The sequence below is a fragment of the Anaerosalibacter massiliensis genome (assembly GCF_024623155.1).
GTDB lineage: Bacteria > Bacillota > Clostridia > Tissierellales > Sporanaerobacteraceae > Anaerosalibacter > Anaerosalibacter massiliensis.
The window spans coordinates 185,523-204,485 of the sequence record NZ_JANJZL010000002.1 but is presented as its reverse complement, the minus strand read 5'-3'; the positions used below and the strand labels follow the sequence as shown (position 1 = coordinate 204,485).

The 18,963-nt window shown below is 29.1% G+C and carries 21 protein-coding genes and 1 tRNA gene; 15 read left to right on the top strand and 7 right to left on the bottom strand.

What is annotated here, in order from left to right; genetic code table 11:
* The first annotated feature begins 9 nt into the window (after positions 1–9).
* The 3 genes from clpX (at position 10) to yihA (ending at position 4,389) form a co-directional block, all read left to right on the top strand.
* Positions 10–1,290, top strand: coding sequence for an ATP-dependent Clp protease ATP-binding subunit ClpX (gene clpX / locus NSA23_RS03985; protein WP_042679990.1), 1,281 nt, complete (start codon positions 10–12; stop codon positions 1,288–1,290).
* Between the two features lie 146 nt (positions 1,291–1,436).
* Positions 1,437–3,797 (top strand): endopeptidase La, encoded by a 2,361-nt coding sequence (gene lon, locus NSA23_RS03980; protein WP_042679992.1) that lies wholly within the window; start codon positions 1,437–1,439, stop codon positions 3,795–3,797.
* Entirely contained in the window at positions 3,784–4,389 is a 606-nt protein-coding gene (gene yihA, locus NSA23_RS03975) for a ribosome biogenesis GTP-binding protein YihA/YsxC (RefSeq protein WP_042679994.1), read from the top strand. Before lon ends, yihA begins: the two co-directional genes overlap by 14 nt.
* 21 nt (positions 4,390–4,410) lie before the next feature.
* Here the strand turns inward: yihA and rd are convergent, their stop codons facing one another.
* Positions 4,411–4,572: a rubredoxin gene (gene rd, locus NSA23_RS03970; RefSeq protein ID WP_257490226.1), complete on the bottom strand. Its 162-nt coding sequence runs from the start codon at positions 4,570–4,572 to the stop codon at positions 4,411–4,413.
* 193 nt (positions 4,573–4,765) lie between these two features.
* Here rd and NSA23_RS03965 point away from each other — a divergent pair, with 193 nt between their 5' ends.
* The 7 genes from NSA23_RS03965 to NSA23_RS03935 all read left to right on the top strand — a co-directional run bounded on the left by NSA23_RS03965 (position 4,766) and on the right by NSA23_RS03935 (position 12,760).
* The gene (locus NSA23_RS03965; protein ID WP_042679997.1) at positions 4,766–5,152 is read left to right on the top strand and encodes an ATP-binding protein; all 387 of its coding nucleotides are present in this window, start codon (positions 4,766–4,768) and stop codon (positions 5,150–5,152) included.
* A 282-nt stretch (positions 5,153–5,434) separates the two neighbouring features.
* Positions 5,435–7,261: a translational GTPase TypA gene (typA, locus tag NSA23_RS03960; protein ID WP_257490225.1), complete on the top strand. Its 1,827-nt coding sequence runs from the start codon at positions 5,435–5,437 to the stop codon at positions 7,259–7,261.
* Positions 7,262–7,336: 75 nt separating this feature from the next.
* Positions 7,337–8,794, top strand: a complete 1,458-nt coding sequence (gene cls, locus NSA23_RS03955; RefSeq protein WP_042680001.1) for a cardiolipin synthase — start codon at positions 7,337–7,339, stop codon at positions 8,792–8,794.
* Between the two features lie 45 nt (positions 8,795–8,839).
* Complete coding sequence (locus tag NSA23_RS03950) at positions 8,840–9,655, top strand: hypothetical protein (protein WP_042680003.1); 816 nt, start codon at positions 8,840–8,842, stop codon at positions 9,653–9,655.
* A gap of 193 nt (positions 9,656–9,848) precedes the next feature.
* Positions 9,849–10,871, top strand: a complete 1,023-nt coding sequence (locus NSA23_RS03945) for a lysylphosphatidylglycerol synthase transmembrane domain-containing protein (protein ID WP_257490224.1) — start codon at positions 9,849–9,851, stop codon at positions 10,869–10,871.
* 301 nt (positions 10,872–11,172) lie between these two features.
* Positions 11,173–11,358, top strand: a complete 186-nt coding sequence (locus tag NSA23_RS03940) for an aspartyl-phosphate phosphatase Spo0E family protein (RefSeq protein ID WP_042680009.1) — start codon at positions 11,173–11,175, stop codon at positions 11,356–11,358.
* Between the two features lie 526 nt (positions 11,359–11,884).
* On the top strand, positions 11,885–12,760 hold the full coding sequence (locus NSA23_RS03935) for a DegV family protein (RefSeq protein ID WP_257490223.1): 876 nt from the start codon (positions 11,885–11,887) through the stop codon (positions 12,758–12,760).
* A gap of 195 nt (positions 12,761–12,955) precedes the next feature.
* Here NSA23_RS03935 and NSA23_RS03930 read toward each other — a convergent pair.
* A tRNA-Lys gene (locus NSA23_RS03930) sits at positions 12,956–13,031 on the bottom strand.
* 92 nt (positions 13,032–13,123) lie between these two features.
* Between NSA23_RS03930 and NSA23_RS03925 the strand changes: the two genes are divergently transcribed.
* Positions 13,124–13,306, top strand: coding sequence for a hypothetical protein (locus tag NSA23_RS03925; RefSeq protein WP_257490222.1), 183 nt, complete (start codon positions 13,124–13,126; stop codon positions 13,304–13,306).
* 190 nt (positions 13,307–13,496) lie between these two features.
* On the opposite strand, the gene NSA23_RS03920 is transcribed toward NSA23_RS03925, so the two are convergent.
* The 4 genes from NSA23_RS03920 to NSA23_RS03905 form a co-directional block, all read right to left on the bottom strand.
* Positions 13,497–13,619, bottom strand: a complete 123-nt coding sequence (locus NSA23_RS03920) for a hypothetical protein (protein WP_257490221.1) — start codon at positions 13,617–13,619, stop codon at positions 13,497–13,499.
* A gap of 146 nt (positions 13,620–13,765) precedes the next feature.
* Positions 13,766–13,897 (bottom strand): hypothetical protein, encoded by a 132-nt coding sequence (locus tag NSA23_RS03915; RefSeq protein ID WP_257490220.1) that lies wholly within the window; start codon positions 13,895–13,897, stop codon positions 13,766–13,768.
* A gap of 130 nt (positions 13,898–14,027) precedes the next feature.
* Positions 14,028–14,150 (bottom strand): hypothetical protein, encoded by a 123-nt coding sequence (locus NSA23_RS03910; RefSeq protein ID WP_257490219.1) that lies wholly within the window; start codon positions 14,148–14,150, stop codon positions 14,028–14,030.
* 130 nt (positions 14,151–14,280) lie between these two features.
* Positions 14,281–14,631: a YmaF family protein gene (locus tag NSA23_RS03905; protein WP_257490218.1), complete on the bottom strand. Its 351-nt coding sequence runs from the start codon at positions 14,629–14,631 to the stop codon at positions 14,281–14,283.
* A gap of 461 nt (positions 14,632–15,092) precedes the next feature.
* Between NSA23_RS03905 and NSA23_RS03900 the strand changes: the two genes are divergently transcribed.
* The 4 genes from NSA23_RS03900 (at position 15,093) to NSA23_RS03885 (ending at position 18,673) form a co-directional block, all read left to right on the top strand.
* Entirely contained in the window at positions 15,093–15,845 is a 753-nt protein-coding gene (locus NSA23_RS03900) for a GntR family transcriptional regulator (RefSeq protein ID WP_257490217.1), read from the top strand.
* Between the two features lie 182 nt (positions 15,846–16,027).
* On the top strand, positions 16,028–16,804 hold the full coding sequence (locus NSA23_RS03895) for an SDR family NAD(P)-dependent oxidoreductase (protein ID WP_257490216.1): 777 nt from the start codon (positions 16,028–16,030) through the stop codon (positions 16,802–16,804).
* Between the two features lie 52 nt (positions 16,805–16,856).
* Positions 16,857–18,254, top strand: a complete 1,398-nt coding sequence (locus NSA23_RS03890; protein ID WP_257490215.1) for a PTS mannitol transporter subunit IIBC — start codon at positions 16,857–16,859, stop codon at positions 18,252–18,254.
* On the top strand, positions 18,254–18,673 hold the full coding sequence (locus tag NSA23_RS03885; protein WP_042680020.1) for a PTS mannitol transporter subunit IIA: 420 nt from the start codon (positions 18,254–18,256) through the stop codon (positions 18,671–18,673). The genes NSA23_RS03890 and NSA23_RS03885 overlap by 1 nt, the downstream gene beginning before the upstream one ends.
* A gap of 88 nt (positions 18,674–18,761) precedes the next feature.
* On the opposite strand, the gene NSA23_RS03880 is transcribed toward NSA23_RS03885, so the two are convergent.
* Complete coding sequence (locus NSA23_RS03880; RefSeq protein ID WP_257490214.1) at positions 18,762–18,893, bottom strand: hypothetical protein; 132 nt, start codon at positions 18,891–18,893, stop codon at positions 18,762–18,764.
* Positions 18,894–18,963: the final 70 nt, after the last annotated feature.

Sequence of the window (18,963 nt, the reverse complement as noted above, 5' to 3'; positions counted from 1 at the left end):
GGTGTCACAATGGCAAGATTTGATGAAAAGCAGCTTAGATGTTCTTTTTGCGGAAAACCTCAAGATCAAGTAAGAAGGCTTATAGCAGGTCCCAATGTCTATATATGTGATGAGTGTATAGAATTGTGCCGAGAAATAATAGAAGAAGAATTTGAAGATAGTTTTGAATATGAAGTGGAGGAATTGCCAAAACCTGCTAATATAAATGATACACTTGATGACTACGTTATAAAGCAAAATAGAGCAAAAAAGGCTTTAGCTGTGGCAGTATATAATCATTACAAAAGAATAAATAAGAGAAGCTCTAAAAATAATGATATAGAGTTGCAAAAAAGTAATATAGTTATGATTGGACCTACAGGTTCAGGAAAGACATTACTTGCTCAAACTTTAGCTAAAATATTAAATGTTCCATTTGCTATTGCTGATGCTACATCTTTAACTGAAGCAGGATATGTAGGTGAAGACGTAGAAAATATTATATTGAAATTAATCCAAGCAGCTGATTATGATATTGAAAGAGCTGAAAAAGGTATAGTATATATAGATGAGATAGATAAAATAGCAAGAAAAACAGAAAATCCATCAATTACTAGAGATGTGAGTGGAGAAGGAGTGCAACAAGCACTACTAAAAATATTAGAAGGTACTATTGCTAATGTTCCGCCACAGGGTGGTAGAAAACATCCACATCAAGAATTTATTCAAGTGGATACTACCAATATACTATTTATTGTAGGAGGAGCATTTGATGGTTTAGATAAGATTATAGAGAATAGAACTGGAAAAAGTTCTATGGGCTTTGGGGCAGATATCCAAAGTAAAGAAAAATTACAAATTGGAGATCTTCTAAAGGAAATCCAACCAGAAGATTTGTTAAAATATGGTTTAATACCTGAATTTGTAGGAAGACTGCCAGTTATAGTTACTTTAGAAGAACTTGACAAAGAAGCTTTTGTAAGAATCTTAACAGAACCTAAAAATGCATTGGTAAAGCAATATAAAGAGTTATTTGCAATAGATGGAGTAGAACTTGAATTTGAAGATGATGCATTAGAAGCAATTGCACAGAAAGCCATTGATAGAAAAACAGGAGCTAGAGGACTTAGAAGTATAATAGAAGAATCTATGTTAGATATTATGTATGATATTCCATCTAGAGATGATATAGAGAAATGTATTATTACAAAGGGTACTATAACAAATAAAGCTGAACCTAATATAATATATTCAGAGATTAATAAAAAAAATAAAACTAAGAAATCTAACAAAAGAGAAACAGCATCATAGAAAAAGGCTCACAAAAAAAGTGAGTCTTTTTTTTTACTTCACTATTTTTCAGTTTTCTGATAATATAAGTAAATGGTATACTATTTAATTAAAGGAGTTAAATTTGAAAATACTTTAAGATGATTATAGACTAAAGGAGTGACAGTATGAATATAGAGCAATATAAAGTAGTTAGGAAAGATATTCCTCTCATCCCTCTTAGAGGTATGTCAGTTTTCCCCTATATGGTAATACATTTTGACGTAGGGAGAGAGAAATCTATAAATGCATTAGAAGAATCTATGGTAGGAGACTCTTTAATATTTTTATGCTCACAAAAGGATGCTATGGTAGATGAGCCAGAATTAGAAGATTTTTATCATATTGGTACTGTAGCAAAAATAAAACAAATGCTAAAGCTTCCAGGAGGTAGTATTAGAGTACTAGTAGAAGGATTAAATAGAGGGAAAATAGTAGAAGTAAATAAGGAAGAACCTTATTTAGAAGTAGAGATTGAAGAATTAATATACGAATCTGAAGAAGTAGAAAGGGATAAAAAAATAGAAGCATCAATGAGGTTGGTTCTAAGAGATTTTGAAGAATATATAGCTCTTAGCAATAGAGTATCTCCAGATCTAATTTTAACAGTATCAGAAATAGAAGATCCTGGTAGAATGGCAGATGTTATAGCCTCTTATATATATCTTAAAGAAGAAGAAAATCAAAAGATATTGGAAGCTTTTAATTTCTATGAAAGATTAGAAATACTTCATGGTATATTGCAAAAAGAGGTTGAGATACTTAAAATAGAAGAGCAAATCAATGAAAGAGTAAAAAAGCAAATTACAAAAGTTCAAAAGGAATATTATTTGAGAGAACAAATGAAGGCTATACAAAGTGAATTGGGAGAAGAAGACGAAGTAATGGAAGAAATAGAAGAATATAAAAGAAAAATAAAAAAGATAAAAATGCCTAAAGAGGTAAAAGAAAAGGCATTGAAGGAAGTAGAAAGACTTAATAAATTATCTCCTCATTCAGCAGAAATAGGTGTTATAAGAACATATTTAGATTGGATAGTAGAATTACCTTGGGATAAAGAAACTAAGGATAAAGTGAATTTAAAAAAGTCAAGAGAAATATTAAATAATGATCATTATGGATTATATGACGTAAAGGAAAGAATACTAGAATATATAGCTATTAGAAAGCTTACAAAAAATATGAAAGGACCTATTCTATGCCTAGTAGGACCACCAGGAGTTGGAAAAACTTCAATTGCAAAATCAATTGCAAAATCTCTAAATAGAAATTTTGTTAGAATGTCTTTAGGGGGCATGAGAGATGAAGCAGAAATAAGAGGTCATAGAAGGACTTATGTAGGGGCATTGCCAGGTAGAATAATAAGTTCTATAAAAAAAGCAGGTTCTAAAAATCCAGTATTCTTATTTGATGAAATAGATAAATTAAATAGTGATTTTAGAGGAGATCCAGCAAGTGCGTTATTAGAAGTATTGGATCCAGAACAAAATAGTACATTTACAGACCATTTTTTAGAAGCACCATTTGATTTATCCAAAGTGTTTTTTATAACTACAGCTAATACAACAGCTACAATTCCTAGGCCATTATTAGACAGAATGGAAGTAATAAGAATCTCAGGATATACAGAAGAGGAAAAACTTCAAATAGGATTAAATCATCTTTTACCAAAACAACTAGAAGAACATGGTCTAACTGAAGAAAATTTAAAACTTTCGGAAGAAGCTATAAAAGATACAATAAATCATTATACAAGAGAGGCAGGAGTAAGGGAGTTAGAAAGAAATATTGCCAATATTTGTAGAAAAGCTGCAAAAAGAATTGTAGAAGAAGATGTAGAAACAGTTAGGGTGAATGTAGGTAATTTAGATAAATACTTAGGGGGAGTAAAATATAGATATGAAACAGTTGGCAAAGATAATGAAATAGGAGTAGCTACAGGTCTTGCTTGGACTACTGTTGGAGGAGATACTCTATCTATAGAGGTTAATTCTATGAAAGGTACAGGTAAATTGCAGCTTACAGGCCAGCTTGGGGATGTAATGAAAGAATCTGCTATGGCAGGAATATCTTATATAAGATCTATTTCTGAAGATTTAAAAGTAGAAGAAAAATTCTATAAAGAAATGGATATTCATATTCATGTGCCTGAAGGAGCTATTCCTAAAGATGGACCTTCAGCAGGGATTACTATGGCTACAGCAGTTATTTCATCATTAACCAATAAACCTATAAATAAAGATGTGGCTATGACAGGAGAAATAACGTTGAGGGGAAGAGTTTTACCAGTAGGTGGAATTAAAGAGAAGGTATTGGCGGCACATAGAGCTGGAATTAAAAAGATAATTCTTCCTTGGGAAAATAAAAAAGATTTAGAGGAAATTCCATCTAAAGTAAGAAGAAAAATAGAATTTGTATTTGTAAAGAAAATGGATGAAGTTCTTGAACATGCATTAGTTAAAAAAGGTGATGAAAATGAAAATAACTAGTGCTGAATTACAAACTATTGCTGTAAATAAAGAAAAGTATCCTAAGGATAATTTGTTTGAAATTGCTTTTGCAGGGAAATCTAATGTAGGAAAATCATCATTAATAAATACATTAGTCAATAGGAAGGCTTTAGCAAGAACTAGTAGTAGGCCAGGTAAAACTCAAACTATAAATTTTTATAATATAAATAAAGAATTTAGATTTGTAGATTTGCCCGGATATGGATATGCAAGAGTTTCTAAAAAAGAACAAAAAAAATGGGCAGATATGATTGAAGAGTATTTACATTATAGGAAGAATTTAATTGAAGTAATTCATGTTATAGATATTCGTCATGAGCCAGGTGAACATGATAAATCAATGTATGAGTGGATAAAATATTATGGATTTAATGGCATAGTAGTAGCTACTAAAGCAGATAAAATTTCTAGAGGTCAATGGGAAAAACATAAAAATATCATTCAAAACAAATTAGGGGTAGAAAATAAAAAACTTATTGTTCCTTTTTCTGCACAGAAAAGGACAAATAAAGATGAAGTATGGAAAGTTATTGAAGAAATACTTGAAGTTAATAAAAAGCAGCAACCCTAAGGGTTGCTGCTTTTTAAACTATTATTCTTCATTTTCAAATAAATCCTTAGTTGCTCCACATACTGGACATACCCAATCTTCTGGTAGGTCTTCAAAAGCTGTTCCTGGTTCTATACCATTGTCTGGGTCGCCAACCTCTGGATCGTAAACATAACCACATGGTACACATACATATTTGTCCATAATGCATTCTCCTTTCATTATGTAGTCATAATCAATGTTACCCAAATAATTTTAAATTTAAACTATTATATCTATATTATAATAAAATAAATATAGTATTCAAGCTTTAGATTAAATTAGATATTAATGGGTATTATACTACTAGTTGAATAATATAATATCATAAAAATTTTAATAGATGGATGTGATTTAATTGTCCTTTAAGTTTGATGGTTCAGTTTGTAGCGATTTACATGTGATTAAAGATTTTGTAGAAGATGTTTTAGAAAAATTAAATAGGATTATTGATGATGAATCAACTATGTTTGAAGTTAAACTTATTCTCAATGAATTAGTAGCAAATGGGGCTATTCATGGTAATGCATATGATCGAGAAAAATCTGTCAACCTCTGTATAGAAGTTATTGAAGATTCAATTAGGATTGAAGTAACTGACGAAGGTGAGGGTTTTGAATATGATTTAAGGAATTATGATCCTCTGGATTTAAAATGCAGTGGTAGAGGTCTTGTTATTGTAGATGGCTTAAGTGATGAACTTTATGTTAGAGAAAACAAAATAGTTTCAGTTAAATATATATAATTATATAATGATGTAACTTTTTTCAAAATCAGGGAGTGGTTTTTAAAGTTTTTTAATGGGGAAATATGTAAAATAAACTTTTAAATTTATCCAATTGCTAAGTAAAAGATAATATGTTAAATAAAAGTATTAAATTGTGTTATAATATTTAAGGTGGTGGATTCTTATAGTAGCGGAGAGAATATCTCCGTTATTTAATTGATTTTTGTCATTTTTGTGATACAATTATTTTGTCAAATAATGACTAAATATTATCTTTGAAAATAGGAAGTGGGATTAAAAATGAAAAGAAGAATAGATCATATAAGAAATGTTGCTATTGTTGCTCATGTAGACCATGGAAAGACTACATTAGTAGATGCACTTTTAAGACAAAGTGGTATATTTAGAGAAAATGAACTAATAAAAGATAGAATAATGGACTCTAAAGATATTGAAAGAGAAAGAGGTATAACCATACTTTCTAAGAACACAGCTATACATTATAATGATACAAAGATAAATATAGTAGATACTCCAGGACATGCGGATTTTGGAGGAGAGGTAGAGAGAGTTTTAAAGATGGTAAATGGAGTAGTACTACTTGTAGACGCTTTTGAAGGACCGATGCCACAAACAAAATTTGTTTTAAAAAAAGCTTTTGAATTAGAGCTACCAGTTATAGTATGTATCAATAAAATTGATAGGCCAGGAGCTAGACCAAAAGAAGTAATAGATGAAGTATTAGAGCTATTCATAGACTTAGGTGCTAATGATGAACAGTTAGAATGTCCCTTCATATTTGCCTCAGCTAAACAAGGTATTGCAACTTCTGACCTTGATAAACCTAAGGAAGATATGAAAGATTTATTTGAAATGATTGTTAATTATATACCAGCTCCAGAAGGCGATGAAGAAGGCCCTCTACAAGTTCTAATATCCACTATTGACTATAGCGAATATGTAGGAAGAATAGGTATTGGAAAAATAGAAAGAGGAACTATTAAATTAAATCAAGATGCAGTAATAGTAAATAGCGAAAGACAAGGAGAAGCAAAAAAAATAAGAATAACTAAAATATACGAATTTGAAGGATTAGATAGAGTAAATGTAGAAGAAGCAAAGGTAGGAAGTATTATTGCTGTAACAGGAGTGGAAGGTATTCATATAGGAGATACTATATGTGATGTAGATCATCCAGAGTCTTTACCTTTTGTAAAAATTTCAGAACCTACTATAGCTATGACTTTTTCTGTAAATGATAGTCCATTTGCAGGACAAGAAGGTAAATATCTTACTTCAAGGCATTTAAGAAATAGACTATATAAAGAAATACAAACAGATGTTAGTTTGAGAGTAGAAGAAACAGATTCAACAGATGCTTTTAAAGTTTCTGGTAGAGGCGAACTCCACCTTTCTGTTTTAATTGAAACTATGAGAAGAGAAGGATATGAATTTCAAGTGTCAAAACCTGAAGTTTTGTATAAATATATTAATGGGAAGAAATATGAACCTATGGAGATAGTAACGATAGATGTACCAGAAGAATTTACAGGAGTAGTTATTGAAAAGCTTGGGAAGAGAAAAGGTGAGCTAACCCATATGACTGCAGCTAATGGAGGATATTCTAGACTAGTATTTTCCATTCCGGCTAGAGGACTTATAGGATATAGATCTGAATTTATGACAGATACAAAGGGAAATGGTATTTTAAATACAGAATTTAGTGACTATGAACCTTATAAAGGAAGTATACCTACTAGATCTCAAGGTTCTTTAATATCCTTTGAAAAGGGAGAAGCAGTATCCTATGGACTCCATTCAGCTCAAGAGAGAGGAATACTTTTTATAACACCAGGTACAAAGGTATATGAAGGAATGGTAGTAGGGTCAAATCCAAAAGGAAATGATATTGAAGTTAATGTTTGTAAGAAAAAACAACAAAGTAATGTAAGAGCTTCAGGTTCAGATGAAGCTTTAAGGCTATCTCCTCCAAAGATAATGTCTTTAGAAGAAGCTTTAGAATTTATTGAGGATGATGAGCTTATAGAAATTACACCAGAAAATCTTAGAATTAGGAAAAGCATATTAGATACTACAAAGAGATACAAGTCAAAGAAAAGGAAGTAAAAAGGAGCATTAAATTGCTCCTTTTTAGCAATGTAAGATATTTATATAATGAAATTTTATTTTGTAGGTGATTGTATGACTTATATATTAAGAATTTTCAAGTGGATTTTACAAAATATACTTTTACTTAATATTTTATTTGCTATACTCTTAGTATTTTTTGAAAGAAGAAATCCTACTACAACTTGGCTTTGGCTTATGATTTTATTTTTCCTTCCTGGTATTGGGTTCTTATTGTATTTATTCATAGGTCAAGACTTAAGAAAGAAAAAGATATTTAAAATAAAAGAGGAAGAAGATAGATTCTTTAAAAATTTAGCAGCTATTCAAGAAGAAAATATTGAGAAAGAAAAACTGGACTTTAATGAACCTAGAATAAAGGAATATAAGGATATTATCCAATTTCATTTAATGAGTACTGATTCTGTTTTTACCCAAGACAATGAAGTAAAACTTTACTTTTCTGGTAAAGATAAATTTAATGCACTTTTAAATAGTATACATAGAAGTAAGAAGTATATACATATAGAATATTATATTATTAGAGATGATAATTTAGGAAATGAAATAATGGATGCCTTAATAGATAAAGCTAAAAATGGGGTAGAAGTAAAATTATTATATGATGGTATGGGAGGTAGGAGTCTGCCTAGAAATTTTTTTAGAGAATTAATTGAAGCTGGAGGAGAAGTAGCTTGCTTTTTTCCACCTTTTTCACCAATTTTAAGTATTAGAATCAATTATAGGAACCATAGAAAGATATGTATTATAGATGGAAAAGAGGCTTATGTTGGTGGATTTAATATTGGAGATGAATATATAGGAAAATCTGAAAGATTTGGATACTGGCGTGATACTCATTGTAAGATTAAAGGCAGTGCCATATATGGACTTGAGTGGAGATTTTTATTAGACTGGAGATTTGCAGCTAATGAAGAAATAGAGAATATGGAAAACTATTTTATTCCAAAGTGCACAAGTGGAAAAACTGGAGTACAAATAGTATCATCGGGACCTGATTCAAAATGGACTAGTATAAAAGATGGCTATTTTAAAATGATAATAAATGCTAGGAAGAAAGTATATATTCAAACTCCTTATTTTATACCTGATGATAGTATACTGGAGGCTTTAAGAGTGGCAGGACTTTCTGGAGTTGATGTAAGAGTCATAATACCTTCTAAACCAGATCATCCATTTGTATACTGGGCAAGCCTGTCCTATATAGGTGAATTATTGCAATCAGGAGTTAGATTTTATACTTATGAAAATGGCTTTATTCATAGTAAGGTAGTCCTAATGGATGACATACTATCTTCAGTAGGAACAGCAAATTTAGATATTAGAAGTTTTAAGCTCAATTTTGAAGTCAATGCATTCATATATGATGAGAAAGTAAATAACGAAATATCAGAACAATTTATTAAAGACTTAGAAAGTTGTAAAGAAATAACAATAGATGAATACAAAAAGCGTTCTTTTGCTATAAAAGTTAAAGAATCCATTTCAAGATTACTTTCACCAATACTATAACATAATATTGCTACCTCTGGACATAATAAAATTGAGGTGGTGAAATTGAAAAAGAAAACTAATATACTATTATTTTTATTATTATTATCTTTATTGTTTTCATCTTGCGGGAAAAAACCAGAGAAGAAATCTACATCCTATGAGAAAAAGGAAAGAGCACCACAAAACTTAAATAGAGTATATGAAAATGTGAATCTCATTTTAGGAGATATAGAAAAAATAGAGAAAGTTCCTACTGAAGATGAGGAAGAAGAGAAAAATGCTGATGAAAAAGATAAAAGTGAAAAAGAATCTAAATCAAAAAATACAAGCAATAAGAAAAAGGAATCTAAGGAAGAAAAATTGAAGAAACTATGGGAAGGCATAGATAAAAACATTGAAAAAACACATAATGATTGGAATGCCTATGAAATAGAAGGAATGAAAAAAATAGGTAATACCAAGAGTATTGAGAAGTTTGAAGAAAGTTTGAATAATTTCACACTGTCTATTGAAAATAGAGATAATTTTAATATTATAGCAAAAGGAAGTGAAGTATTCCTTCATATATCTCCATTTTTTGATATATATAAAGATGAAGTAAAAGGGGATATAAGTCGAATAAAACACTATGTTTATAAAGCTTATATATTAGGGAATAATGGGGAAAAAGAAAAATCTATAGAATCTATTACTCAAGGAGAAGCATATCTAAATGGTATTAAACAAAAATTAAATAATGATGAAAAAAAATTAAAAAATTTAGAAAAATTAACTCTATCCCTTCAAGATATGAGAGAATCTATTGAAAAAGAAAGTACCAATCTTTTTAAAATTAAAAGAGATATAGTTTTGAAGAACCTTAAAAAGCTAGAAGAATAAGCATATTATAAAGGTATTCAAAATATTTATCTAATACTATGATTATTAATATGAAGTTAGTTATTTCAAGGAAGTAAAAGAATATATTGACGGAGATAAAAAACTTTGGATATGAAAAAAACTTTACTCTTCTAAAAAAAGTATTATACTAGTATAGTAACTATTATTCCGTTTTTAGAAGGTCGTGAAATATATGGAAAATAAAAAAATAAATTATATATCTGTAGCGTTAATTACAATGATAACATTAATAGTTATATTAACTAGTGAAGGCTTAAAGGATTTACCTGAATTATTGGTAAATACTAATACAAAATACTTGATTATAGCTTTAAGTATGATGTTAGGAGATTGGATTTTTGATGGAATGATTTTAAATATTATAACTAAAACAGTTCATGGTAGCATTAATTATTTTAAATCACTGAAAATAGCTATTATAGGTCAATATTATAGTGCTATAACTCCTTTTTCAACAGGGGGGCAGCCAGTCCAGGTATACTTAATGTCTAAAGATGATATATCGGTGCCTAAAGGATCATTAATACTATTTAATAAATTTATAATATATCAAATGACTGTTACACTTTATTCATTAATTATGTTTATATTGAAGTTGAATTTTATATTTAATGATGCAAAGGCTGCAGTTCCTTTTGTTATAATAGGTTTTATATTAAATCTCTTAGTACTAGCTGGAATTATTTTATTATTTTATAAGCCAGAATGGATAAAGCCTATGGTTTTATATTTTTACAAATTCTTAAATAAAATAGGTATTATGAAAGATATGCAAAAATATGTATGTAGGTTAGATAAATCTATGGAAGAATATATGCAAAGTGTGGAGAAAATTAGAGAAAATAAAAAAAGCACTATAGTATTGATTGCACTGACATCTATACAATTAACTTTTTATTTTAGTATAACCTATTTTGTATATTTAGCACTAGGTTTAACAGAGGCTAGTTTCATAGATATAATAGCCATACAATCTTTAGTTTATATGGCAGCTTCATATATTCCAACTCCAGGTACAGCAGGAGCTTCAGAAGGTGGTTATTATTTATTATTTAAGCCTTTATTTACTCCTAAATTAATAGCATATGCATTATTACTTTGGAGAGCTATATCCTACTATTTCAGAATTTTATTTACTGGTGTCATAACTTTATTAGATTATATTATTAGAAAAAGGAAAAAAATTGCAGTTTAAACTAAATAAAAATATTCTCTAATAAGTTTAAAAATGAATAAATTAAAGGAATCTTAAGTAATTATATTAGGAAAATAAGTTTATTGAGGATAAACGCTTTATTTCGGTCTGGATTTTTTATTTAATATTGTTATAATGTAAAAAAGATGGAACAAATATTATTTTAATCTCAAAAATATACAAAAAAGGCTTCCAATTTATGTAATGTATGATATAATAATACTTAAAAGTGCCGATTAAGTTTTTAGCAAAAAAGGATGCCGTATTTTTATAAATAAAAAAAAGTGAGGGAATGGGGATAATGAATGAGAGAATTTATTTAAATGATTTAAAAAGTGAAATTGAAGTGAAAAGACAGGAGTTAAATGAACTTGTAATAGGAAGCATTGATAGAAATAAAGTCCTTAGGTTTAGCATGGAATTGGACAAGTTAATATATCAATATTGTCATCTTGAAAGACAGAATAAAAAAAGGGCAGAATGCTAAATCTGCTCTTTTTTATACTTTATTTTAATCGATTATCCAGCAGAATGGATTATTAAGAATAAAATTATCGCAACAATAATGCCAATAATAGAATAAAAAAACTTTTTACTAACAAAGAAAAATTTCATAGGTTCACCCCTTAAAACTAACTATTCATAATATAATCTATTCTTAAGGAGAATAAGATATTACTAATATTTTCAATTATAAGATTTACAAAAAAGCGGAAAGCTTACTGCTAAAGTTGTGGGATGGATAGCCCAATTATAGCTAATATGATATAATATAAAGAGGTTTTGAAATGAGCCTTATGTTATCATTAAAATAATTTATTAGAATATACTTTGATAGTGAAAGTCTTAGGGAAAGTAGATAATTTTATATGTCGTATATATGTCTAATTATAGTGAGGGTATTAAATATAAGTCTATATAGTACCTAAGAATCCCATAGTCTTTAGTCGTGGGAGTTTCAGATAGAAGAGATTAATATATTATAATTGAATATGAGAAATGGGGGTTTTATAATGGCAGTAAAAATCATATCAGATAGTGCTTGTGATTTACCGAAAGAAATTTTAGATGGATATGATATTGATATTATACCAATAATAGTAAATAAACAGGAAAAAGAGTATTTAGATGGTGAAACTTTAGATCCAATGAAACTTTATGAGGATATGAGAAATGGAGAAGTTTATAAGACTGCTCAGATACCACCTACTATGTTTGAAAAAAAGTTTGAAGAAATAGCTAAGAGTGGAGAAAGCACCATATATGTTTGTTTTTCATCAGGATTATCTGGAACATATCAAAGTGCAGTAATAACTAGAAATGCAATGAAGGAAAAATATCCAAACTTAGATTTAGATGTTGTAGATTCAAAATCTGCTTCTGTTGGATTTGGGTTATTAGTATATAAAGCTGCTCAAATGGCTAAGGACGGAAAATCAAAAGAAGAAATACTTAAAACATTAGATTTTTATGTAAAACATATTGAACATATTTTTACAGTAGATAATTTGGAATACTTATTTAGAGGAGGAAGGGTTTCAAGAGCACAGGCTGTTGTTGGAGGGCTTTTAAATATAAAGCCTATATTAGATATTCCAGAGGACGGTACACTGCGTCCTGTTGAAAAGGTAAGAGGTAGAAATAGAGTACTTAAAAGAATGATTGAGATAATGGAAGAACGTGGTGGGCACGCAGATCTTAAAAATCAAACTATAGGTATAAACCATGGAGATGATATAGAGGGAGCAATGAAATTAAAAGAAATGATTGAAAAACAATATGGTTGTACAGACTTTGTCATAAATATTATAGGTTCTGCAATAGGTGCCCATTCCGGTCCAGGAACTTTATCTGTATTCTTTTTAAATGAAAAACCAAGTCAGGATTAATTAAAATCCTAATTATTTGTATGCTACTGGTACGTTTTGTTTAGCATATTATTAATGACTAATGTTTTTAATAATATATTGAAATAAAGAGAAAATGACTTGTAAAGTAGCACCAAATTATAAAAAATAGAATAATTAAATAAATAAAAAATAAATAAAAAAACTTGTAATCATCATGATTACAAGTTTTTTCTTTGGTGCACCTTCAGGGACTCGAACCCTGGGCCCACTGATTAAGAGTCAGTTGCTCTACCATCTGAGCTAAAGGTGCATGACCAAACAACAATACTTATTATACTACTATATTTATGTTTTGTCTAGTATATTTTAAAAAAATATTCTTCAGAAGCAGAAATTAAACTCTTGAAAGATAAAATTATATTGGGATTTGTTGTACAAAATCTACTCAATATGGGATATTTAGGAGTTAAAGTAGGCTATGATGTTATAAAAGGAAAGGATGTTAAAGAAAGAATAGATACTGGTACAACTTACATAGATTTAGATAATATAGAAGAAGATGTTCAAAAATTGTTATATCCTTAGGAAAATATCAATATTAAAATAGGAGTAGATATATTTACCCCTATTTTAATATTGGTTTGGTTTCATATAAAACATCATAAGTAAAAATCTATACTTCACAGTTTTAAACAAAAAGATCAATTGAAAATGGTGGGGCATTTTAAGAATAAAAAAAGCCGAGGATTGTTCCTCGGCTTAGTATTCTAATTTACTACCATTTATCACAATTACAGAATATTACTACAAGTAATAAAAAGAAGAAAAGTAAAGAATCGTCAAAATCACAATCTCTACGTCTTCTGCCTCTTCTATCATCACAAGCTATATCACCCATAGTTACACCTCCTTATTATATAAAAAAATTTTGGAGTTCAATATAATTTATGCTGTATGTTTAAAATTTGTTAATTTTAATTATATTAAAAGATTGTTTAATTTAAATTGGCATAATAAGAAAGTCAGGGATTAACCCTGACTAAGCTAACAATCACAATGGTGATCACAATTACAGAATAGAACTACTAATAGTAAAAAGAAGAATAATAATGAGTTATCGAAGCGATCTCTTTTCCTATCGTGATGCATTGGATATTCATAATTCATATCAGCCATGGTTACACCCCCTGTTAATGAAGTTGGAGTTTGGAATAATTCATGTTACATGTTTAAACTTTCTTAATATAATTTTAAAGAAAGTTAGTTTTAAATTAATTGTTTAAGTTAAATGAATATAGTAAAGAGTTTACCAACGATCACAACTACAGAATATGACTACTAAAAGCAAAAAGAAGAAAAGTATTGAATTATTGTCACAGTCATCACCTAAAATGCCACCTAATAATCCACAGCTTTTATTTTCAGACATAATTACACCTCCTAATAAGTAATTTAGATCTCTATACTAAGCTATGTTATATGTTGAAAAGTGTGAATATAAATTTTTTAGAAGTGATTAAGTAAAAGACAAAATGCCTTATAAATTGCCTGTATAAATTTTAGGATAAAGGGTATTCAGTTAAAGTAGCAAATATAGCTAAATGGAAGTGGCCATCATCAACTGTAGTCCTTGCTCTAACGAAGTGTATATGTCTTCCTTCTCCTACAGGAATGGCAAGACTAGTTTGGGTTGAAAGTTCATGGTGGTGATTTTCAAAGAAATCAGTATTTGTAAATAATCTATGTGTATTACTGTCACCTTTTATTGGAATAGCTTCACCTGTAACACCTGCAAATTGATGATTATGACGGTCTTTACCCTGTTCTGCCAGCTTTGTGCTACCTAGAAATTCGGGAACGTGTTCTTTATCAACATAGTAAGGACGGTGATAATTATCTGAATTGACCATGTTTTCACATCCTTATTTATAAATTATAAACTAGTATATATAGGGTTAATACTGATTATATTCTCATCCAGTTTACACTACATTATATTAATTTATATTCAATAGGTATTATTAAAAATAGATATGTATGAAAAAAGAAACAGTAACTTGGTGGTCTCGTAAATTTATAGGCTTGAAAAATTCCATTATTAATGCATTTCATATGCTATTTTTTTAATTCAATATGATTTAGTGTTGAATTTCATCGTATATGTTTTAAAGACAATAGTATTTATACCAATTTTTAAAAAACATTATGTGATATAATAATTGATAATGTATGCATTATAATATAAACAATTTGATTTTATTAATTTTTAACTTATTTGGACAATATCATGCTAATTTAGTAGAATAAAAATTAATGGATTAATTTACTAAATATAATGATGACATAATATCTTCCATATTGAGGTGATTTCATGAAAGTAAAAAGAAATAATGAGTTAGATAAAAATGGACCTATCCCACTTTATTCACAGCTAAAAGAAGAAATAATAAATAGGATCCAAAAAGGAGAATACAAGGTTAATGATAGACTCCCTTCTGAAAAAGAATTGATGGAAATATTCGGCATTAGCAGAACAACAGTTCGTCAAGCTGTGGATCTTCTTGTTCAAGAAGGATATCTTGAGATACGTAGGGGCATAGGAACTTTTGTTTCAAAACCAAAATACAGTGTATGGGAATTAGAAGAACTACGTAGTTTTGAAGATGAAGTTGGTAGAAAGGGGTTAAAAACTGAAACACAGGCTTTAGGTTTAGAAATAGTTAATATTAATAGCGAATTAAAAAAAATATATAGTGATAAATACAATAAATTTTATAAATTAACTAGGTTGAGATTTGTTGAGAGACAACCTTCCATTTTAGTTACAACATTTGTTCCTTATGATATAGCACCAGGTTTAGAGAAATACAATTTTTCAGCAGTTTCACTTTTTTCTATTTTAAAGGAAGATTATCATATAAGAATAGACTATGCTAAGAAAACTTTTAGAGCAATTAATGTTAATAAAGAAGATGCTAAACTTTTGAATATAAAAGAGGGCACTGCTATACAGTTAGTGAAAACAATTACTTATAATACTGATGGATATCCTTTTGAGTTTTCAATATCAAGGGATAGAGGAGATATAACTAGATTTAGTGCTGTTTTAAAGTATAAACAATAATCAGTCAAATTTATAGAAAAGCCTATATGCATAATTATTGTATATAAGGCTTTATTTAATTTTATAAGATGACATTATCATAAGATAAAAATAAAAAATTGCTACTTGACAATTATCATTAATATAATATAATTATATCAAGACATCACGACGTCACTATATCTAAAGGAGGAGAATTTATTATGAGACTAAAGAATAAAGTTGCAGTTGTTACTGGAGGAGGAAGTGGTATTGGTGAAGGAATTTCTATTGAATTAGCAAAAGAGGGTGCAAAAGTAGTTGTAACAGACATAGATGAAAAAAGTGCAGAAGAAGTAGCTATTAAGATAAAAAATAATGGTGGCGTAGCAGAATATTTTAAACTGGATGTTACAAATTCAGAAAATATACATTTAGTTACCGAGAAAGTAAAAGAAATTTTTGGTTTAATTGATATTTGGGTTAATAGTGCAGGTATTTCTATAATAACTCCTTTTTTTAATCATACTGAAGAATTATGGGATTTAACTATGGATATTAACTTAAAGGGTCAGTTTCTATGCTGCAAGGAGGCAATAAAACAAATGCTTGAAAATGGAGGGGGCAGTATAATAAATATGTCTTCCCAATCAGGAAAAGTAGGAACAAATAATTATCAAGCATATTGTGCAAGTAAATTTGGAGTTATTGGATTGACTCAATCATTATCTAAAGAGTTTGCTCAGAATGGAATTAGGGTGAATTCAATATGTCCAGGAGTTGTTAACACACCAATGTGGGAAAAACAAACTGCTGATTATGGTAAAAAGAGAAATATTGAACCAGATAAAGTAATGGATTATTTTAGAGAGAAAATACCAGCAAAAAGATTAGGGACAGTAGAAGATATTGCAAAGCTAGTTGTATATTTAGCAAGTGATGATTCAAGCTATATAACTGGGCAAGCATTAAATGTAAATGGTGGAGATTTTATGTCTTAATCTCCATATTATTATTAAAATAATGAAATCGTTTTATTGGAGGGATATAAATATGAATATGAAAGTAAAAATACAAAAATTTGGCGGATTTTTAGCTGGAATGGTAATACCTAATATTGGAGCTTTTATTGCTTGGGGATTAATTACTGCTTTCTTTATTCCCACTGGTTGGTTTCCAAATGAACAGTTAGGTAGTATGGTACAGCCAATGATAAGGTTTTTACTTCCAATATTAATTGCTTTTACTGGAGGTAAAATGGTATATGATCAAAGAGGTGGAGTTGCTGGAGCTGTAGCAACTATGGGTGCTATTGTTGGTTCAGACATTCCTATGTTTATGGCTGCTATGATTTTAGGGCCTTTGGGAGGATATGCAATTAAACAAGTTGACAAATTTCTTCAAGGAAAGATTAAATCTGGCTTTGAAATGTTGATAAGCAATTTTACAATTGGAATTTTAGGGATGATTTTAGCTATATTATCATTTTTAATAATAGGTCCTACTATTAGTGCAGCTACAAATTTTGCAACTTCTGGGATAAACTTAATAATAAAGGCTAAATTATTACCTTTATTAGCAGTCATTATTGAGCCTGCAAAGGTTATATTTTTAAACAATGCTATTGACCAAGGAATATTTGTGCCATTAGGTGTACAAGATATAGCTGAACATGGGAAAACGATATTCTTTATGTTGGTTTCTAGTCCAGCTCCTGGCTGTGGAATTTTGTTAGCTTATTCTTTATTTGGAAAAGGTAATAGTAAAAAATCAGCTCCATCTGCTTTGCTAATTGAGTTTATAGGAGGAATACATGAAGTATACTTCCCATATGTTCTGATGAAACCAGTTATGTTTTTAGCTGTAATAGCGGGAGGAGTTGCTCAAGCTCTTGTTTGGAATATAGTAAATGCTGGTTTGGCAGGATATCCTCATCCAGGGAGTATTATCTCTTTCTTAGTTATGCTTCCTAAAGGTGGATTTATACAGGTTATGCTTGGAATAATAGCAGGAATCTTAGGATCATTTTTCTTAGCATCTTTCTTCTTAAAGATTGATACTAAAGAAGAATTGCCAGATAATGAAGATACTTCATTAAATAATGATATTGAGTCAATGTTAGGTATTAGCTCAGATGAAAAGCAAGGGAAAATTTATACCAAAGACATAGATAAAATTGTATTTGCTTGTGATGCTGGTATAGGTTCAAGTGCTATGGGTGCTGGAATATTGAGAAACAAAATAAAGGAAGCAAATCTTGATATAATAGTAGAAAATTATGCAGTAGAGAGTGTGCCTGAAGATGTAGTTTTAATTGTCTGTCATAAGAATTTATATGAAAGGGCTAAAAAAACTCTTCCTAATGCAAAAATAAGGACAGTTGAATCCTTCTTAAACGATCCAGAATATGACAAGTTAGTAGAAGATCTCAAGAAAGGAGTAGTAGAATAATGTTAATAGAAAAGAATATAGTATCCTTCGATTTGCCTAGTATGAGTAAAGAAGAGGCTATACAATTATCTGGAGAAAAACTCGTAGAACTTGGTTTAGTAAGTGAACCCTATATTCAAGGAATGTTGGAAAAAGAAAAAACAGATATAACTTATATTGGGAATGGTGTAGCAATTCCCCATGGTACGAATGAATCAAAGAAATTTGTTAAGGAATCTGGAATTGTTATATTACATTTTAGAAAAGGAATAGAATATAATTCTGAAAAGGTTTTTTTAGTGATTGGAATAGCTGGAGCAGAGGGAGACCATTTATCAATATTATCAGATATTGCTATAAAGCTTTCAAATGAACAAACAGTAAAAAAATTGATTGAAGCTCCTGATGTAGAGTCTTTTGTTCAAATTTTTAATGAATAATTATTATATTTATTTTTGTTTATATAAAATATGTTTTTTAAAAACTACAGCTATACCCTTTGCAAAGGGTATAGCTGTAGTTTTTTGGCTATCCTTCTTCTCTCTTATTATCTTTTTTGTTTTTGTTATTATTATTGTTTTTGTTATTATTGTTGTTATTGTTGTTATTGCTATTGTTCTCTTTCTTAGATAAATTTTTTCTGTTTTTATTCTTTGCCATTATAAATCCCTCCTTAGAAATATTTTATCCAAATATAGTATTTCCCTATTACAAAAAAATAATGTAAAAA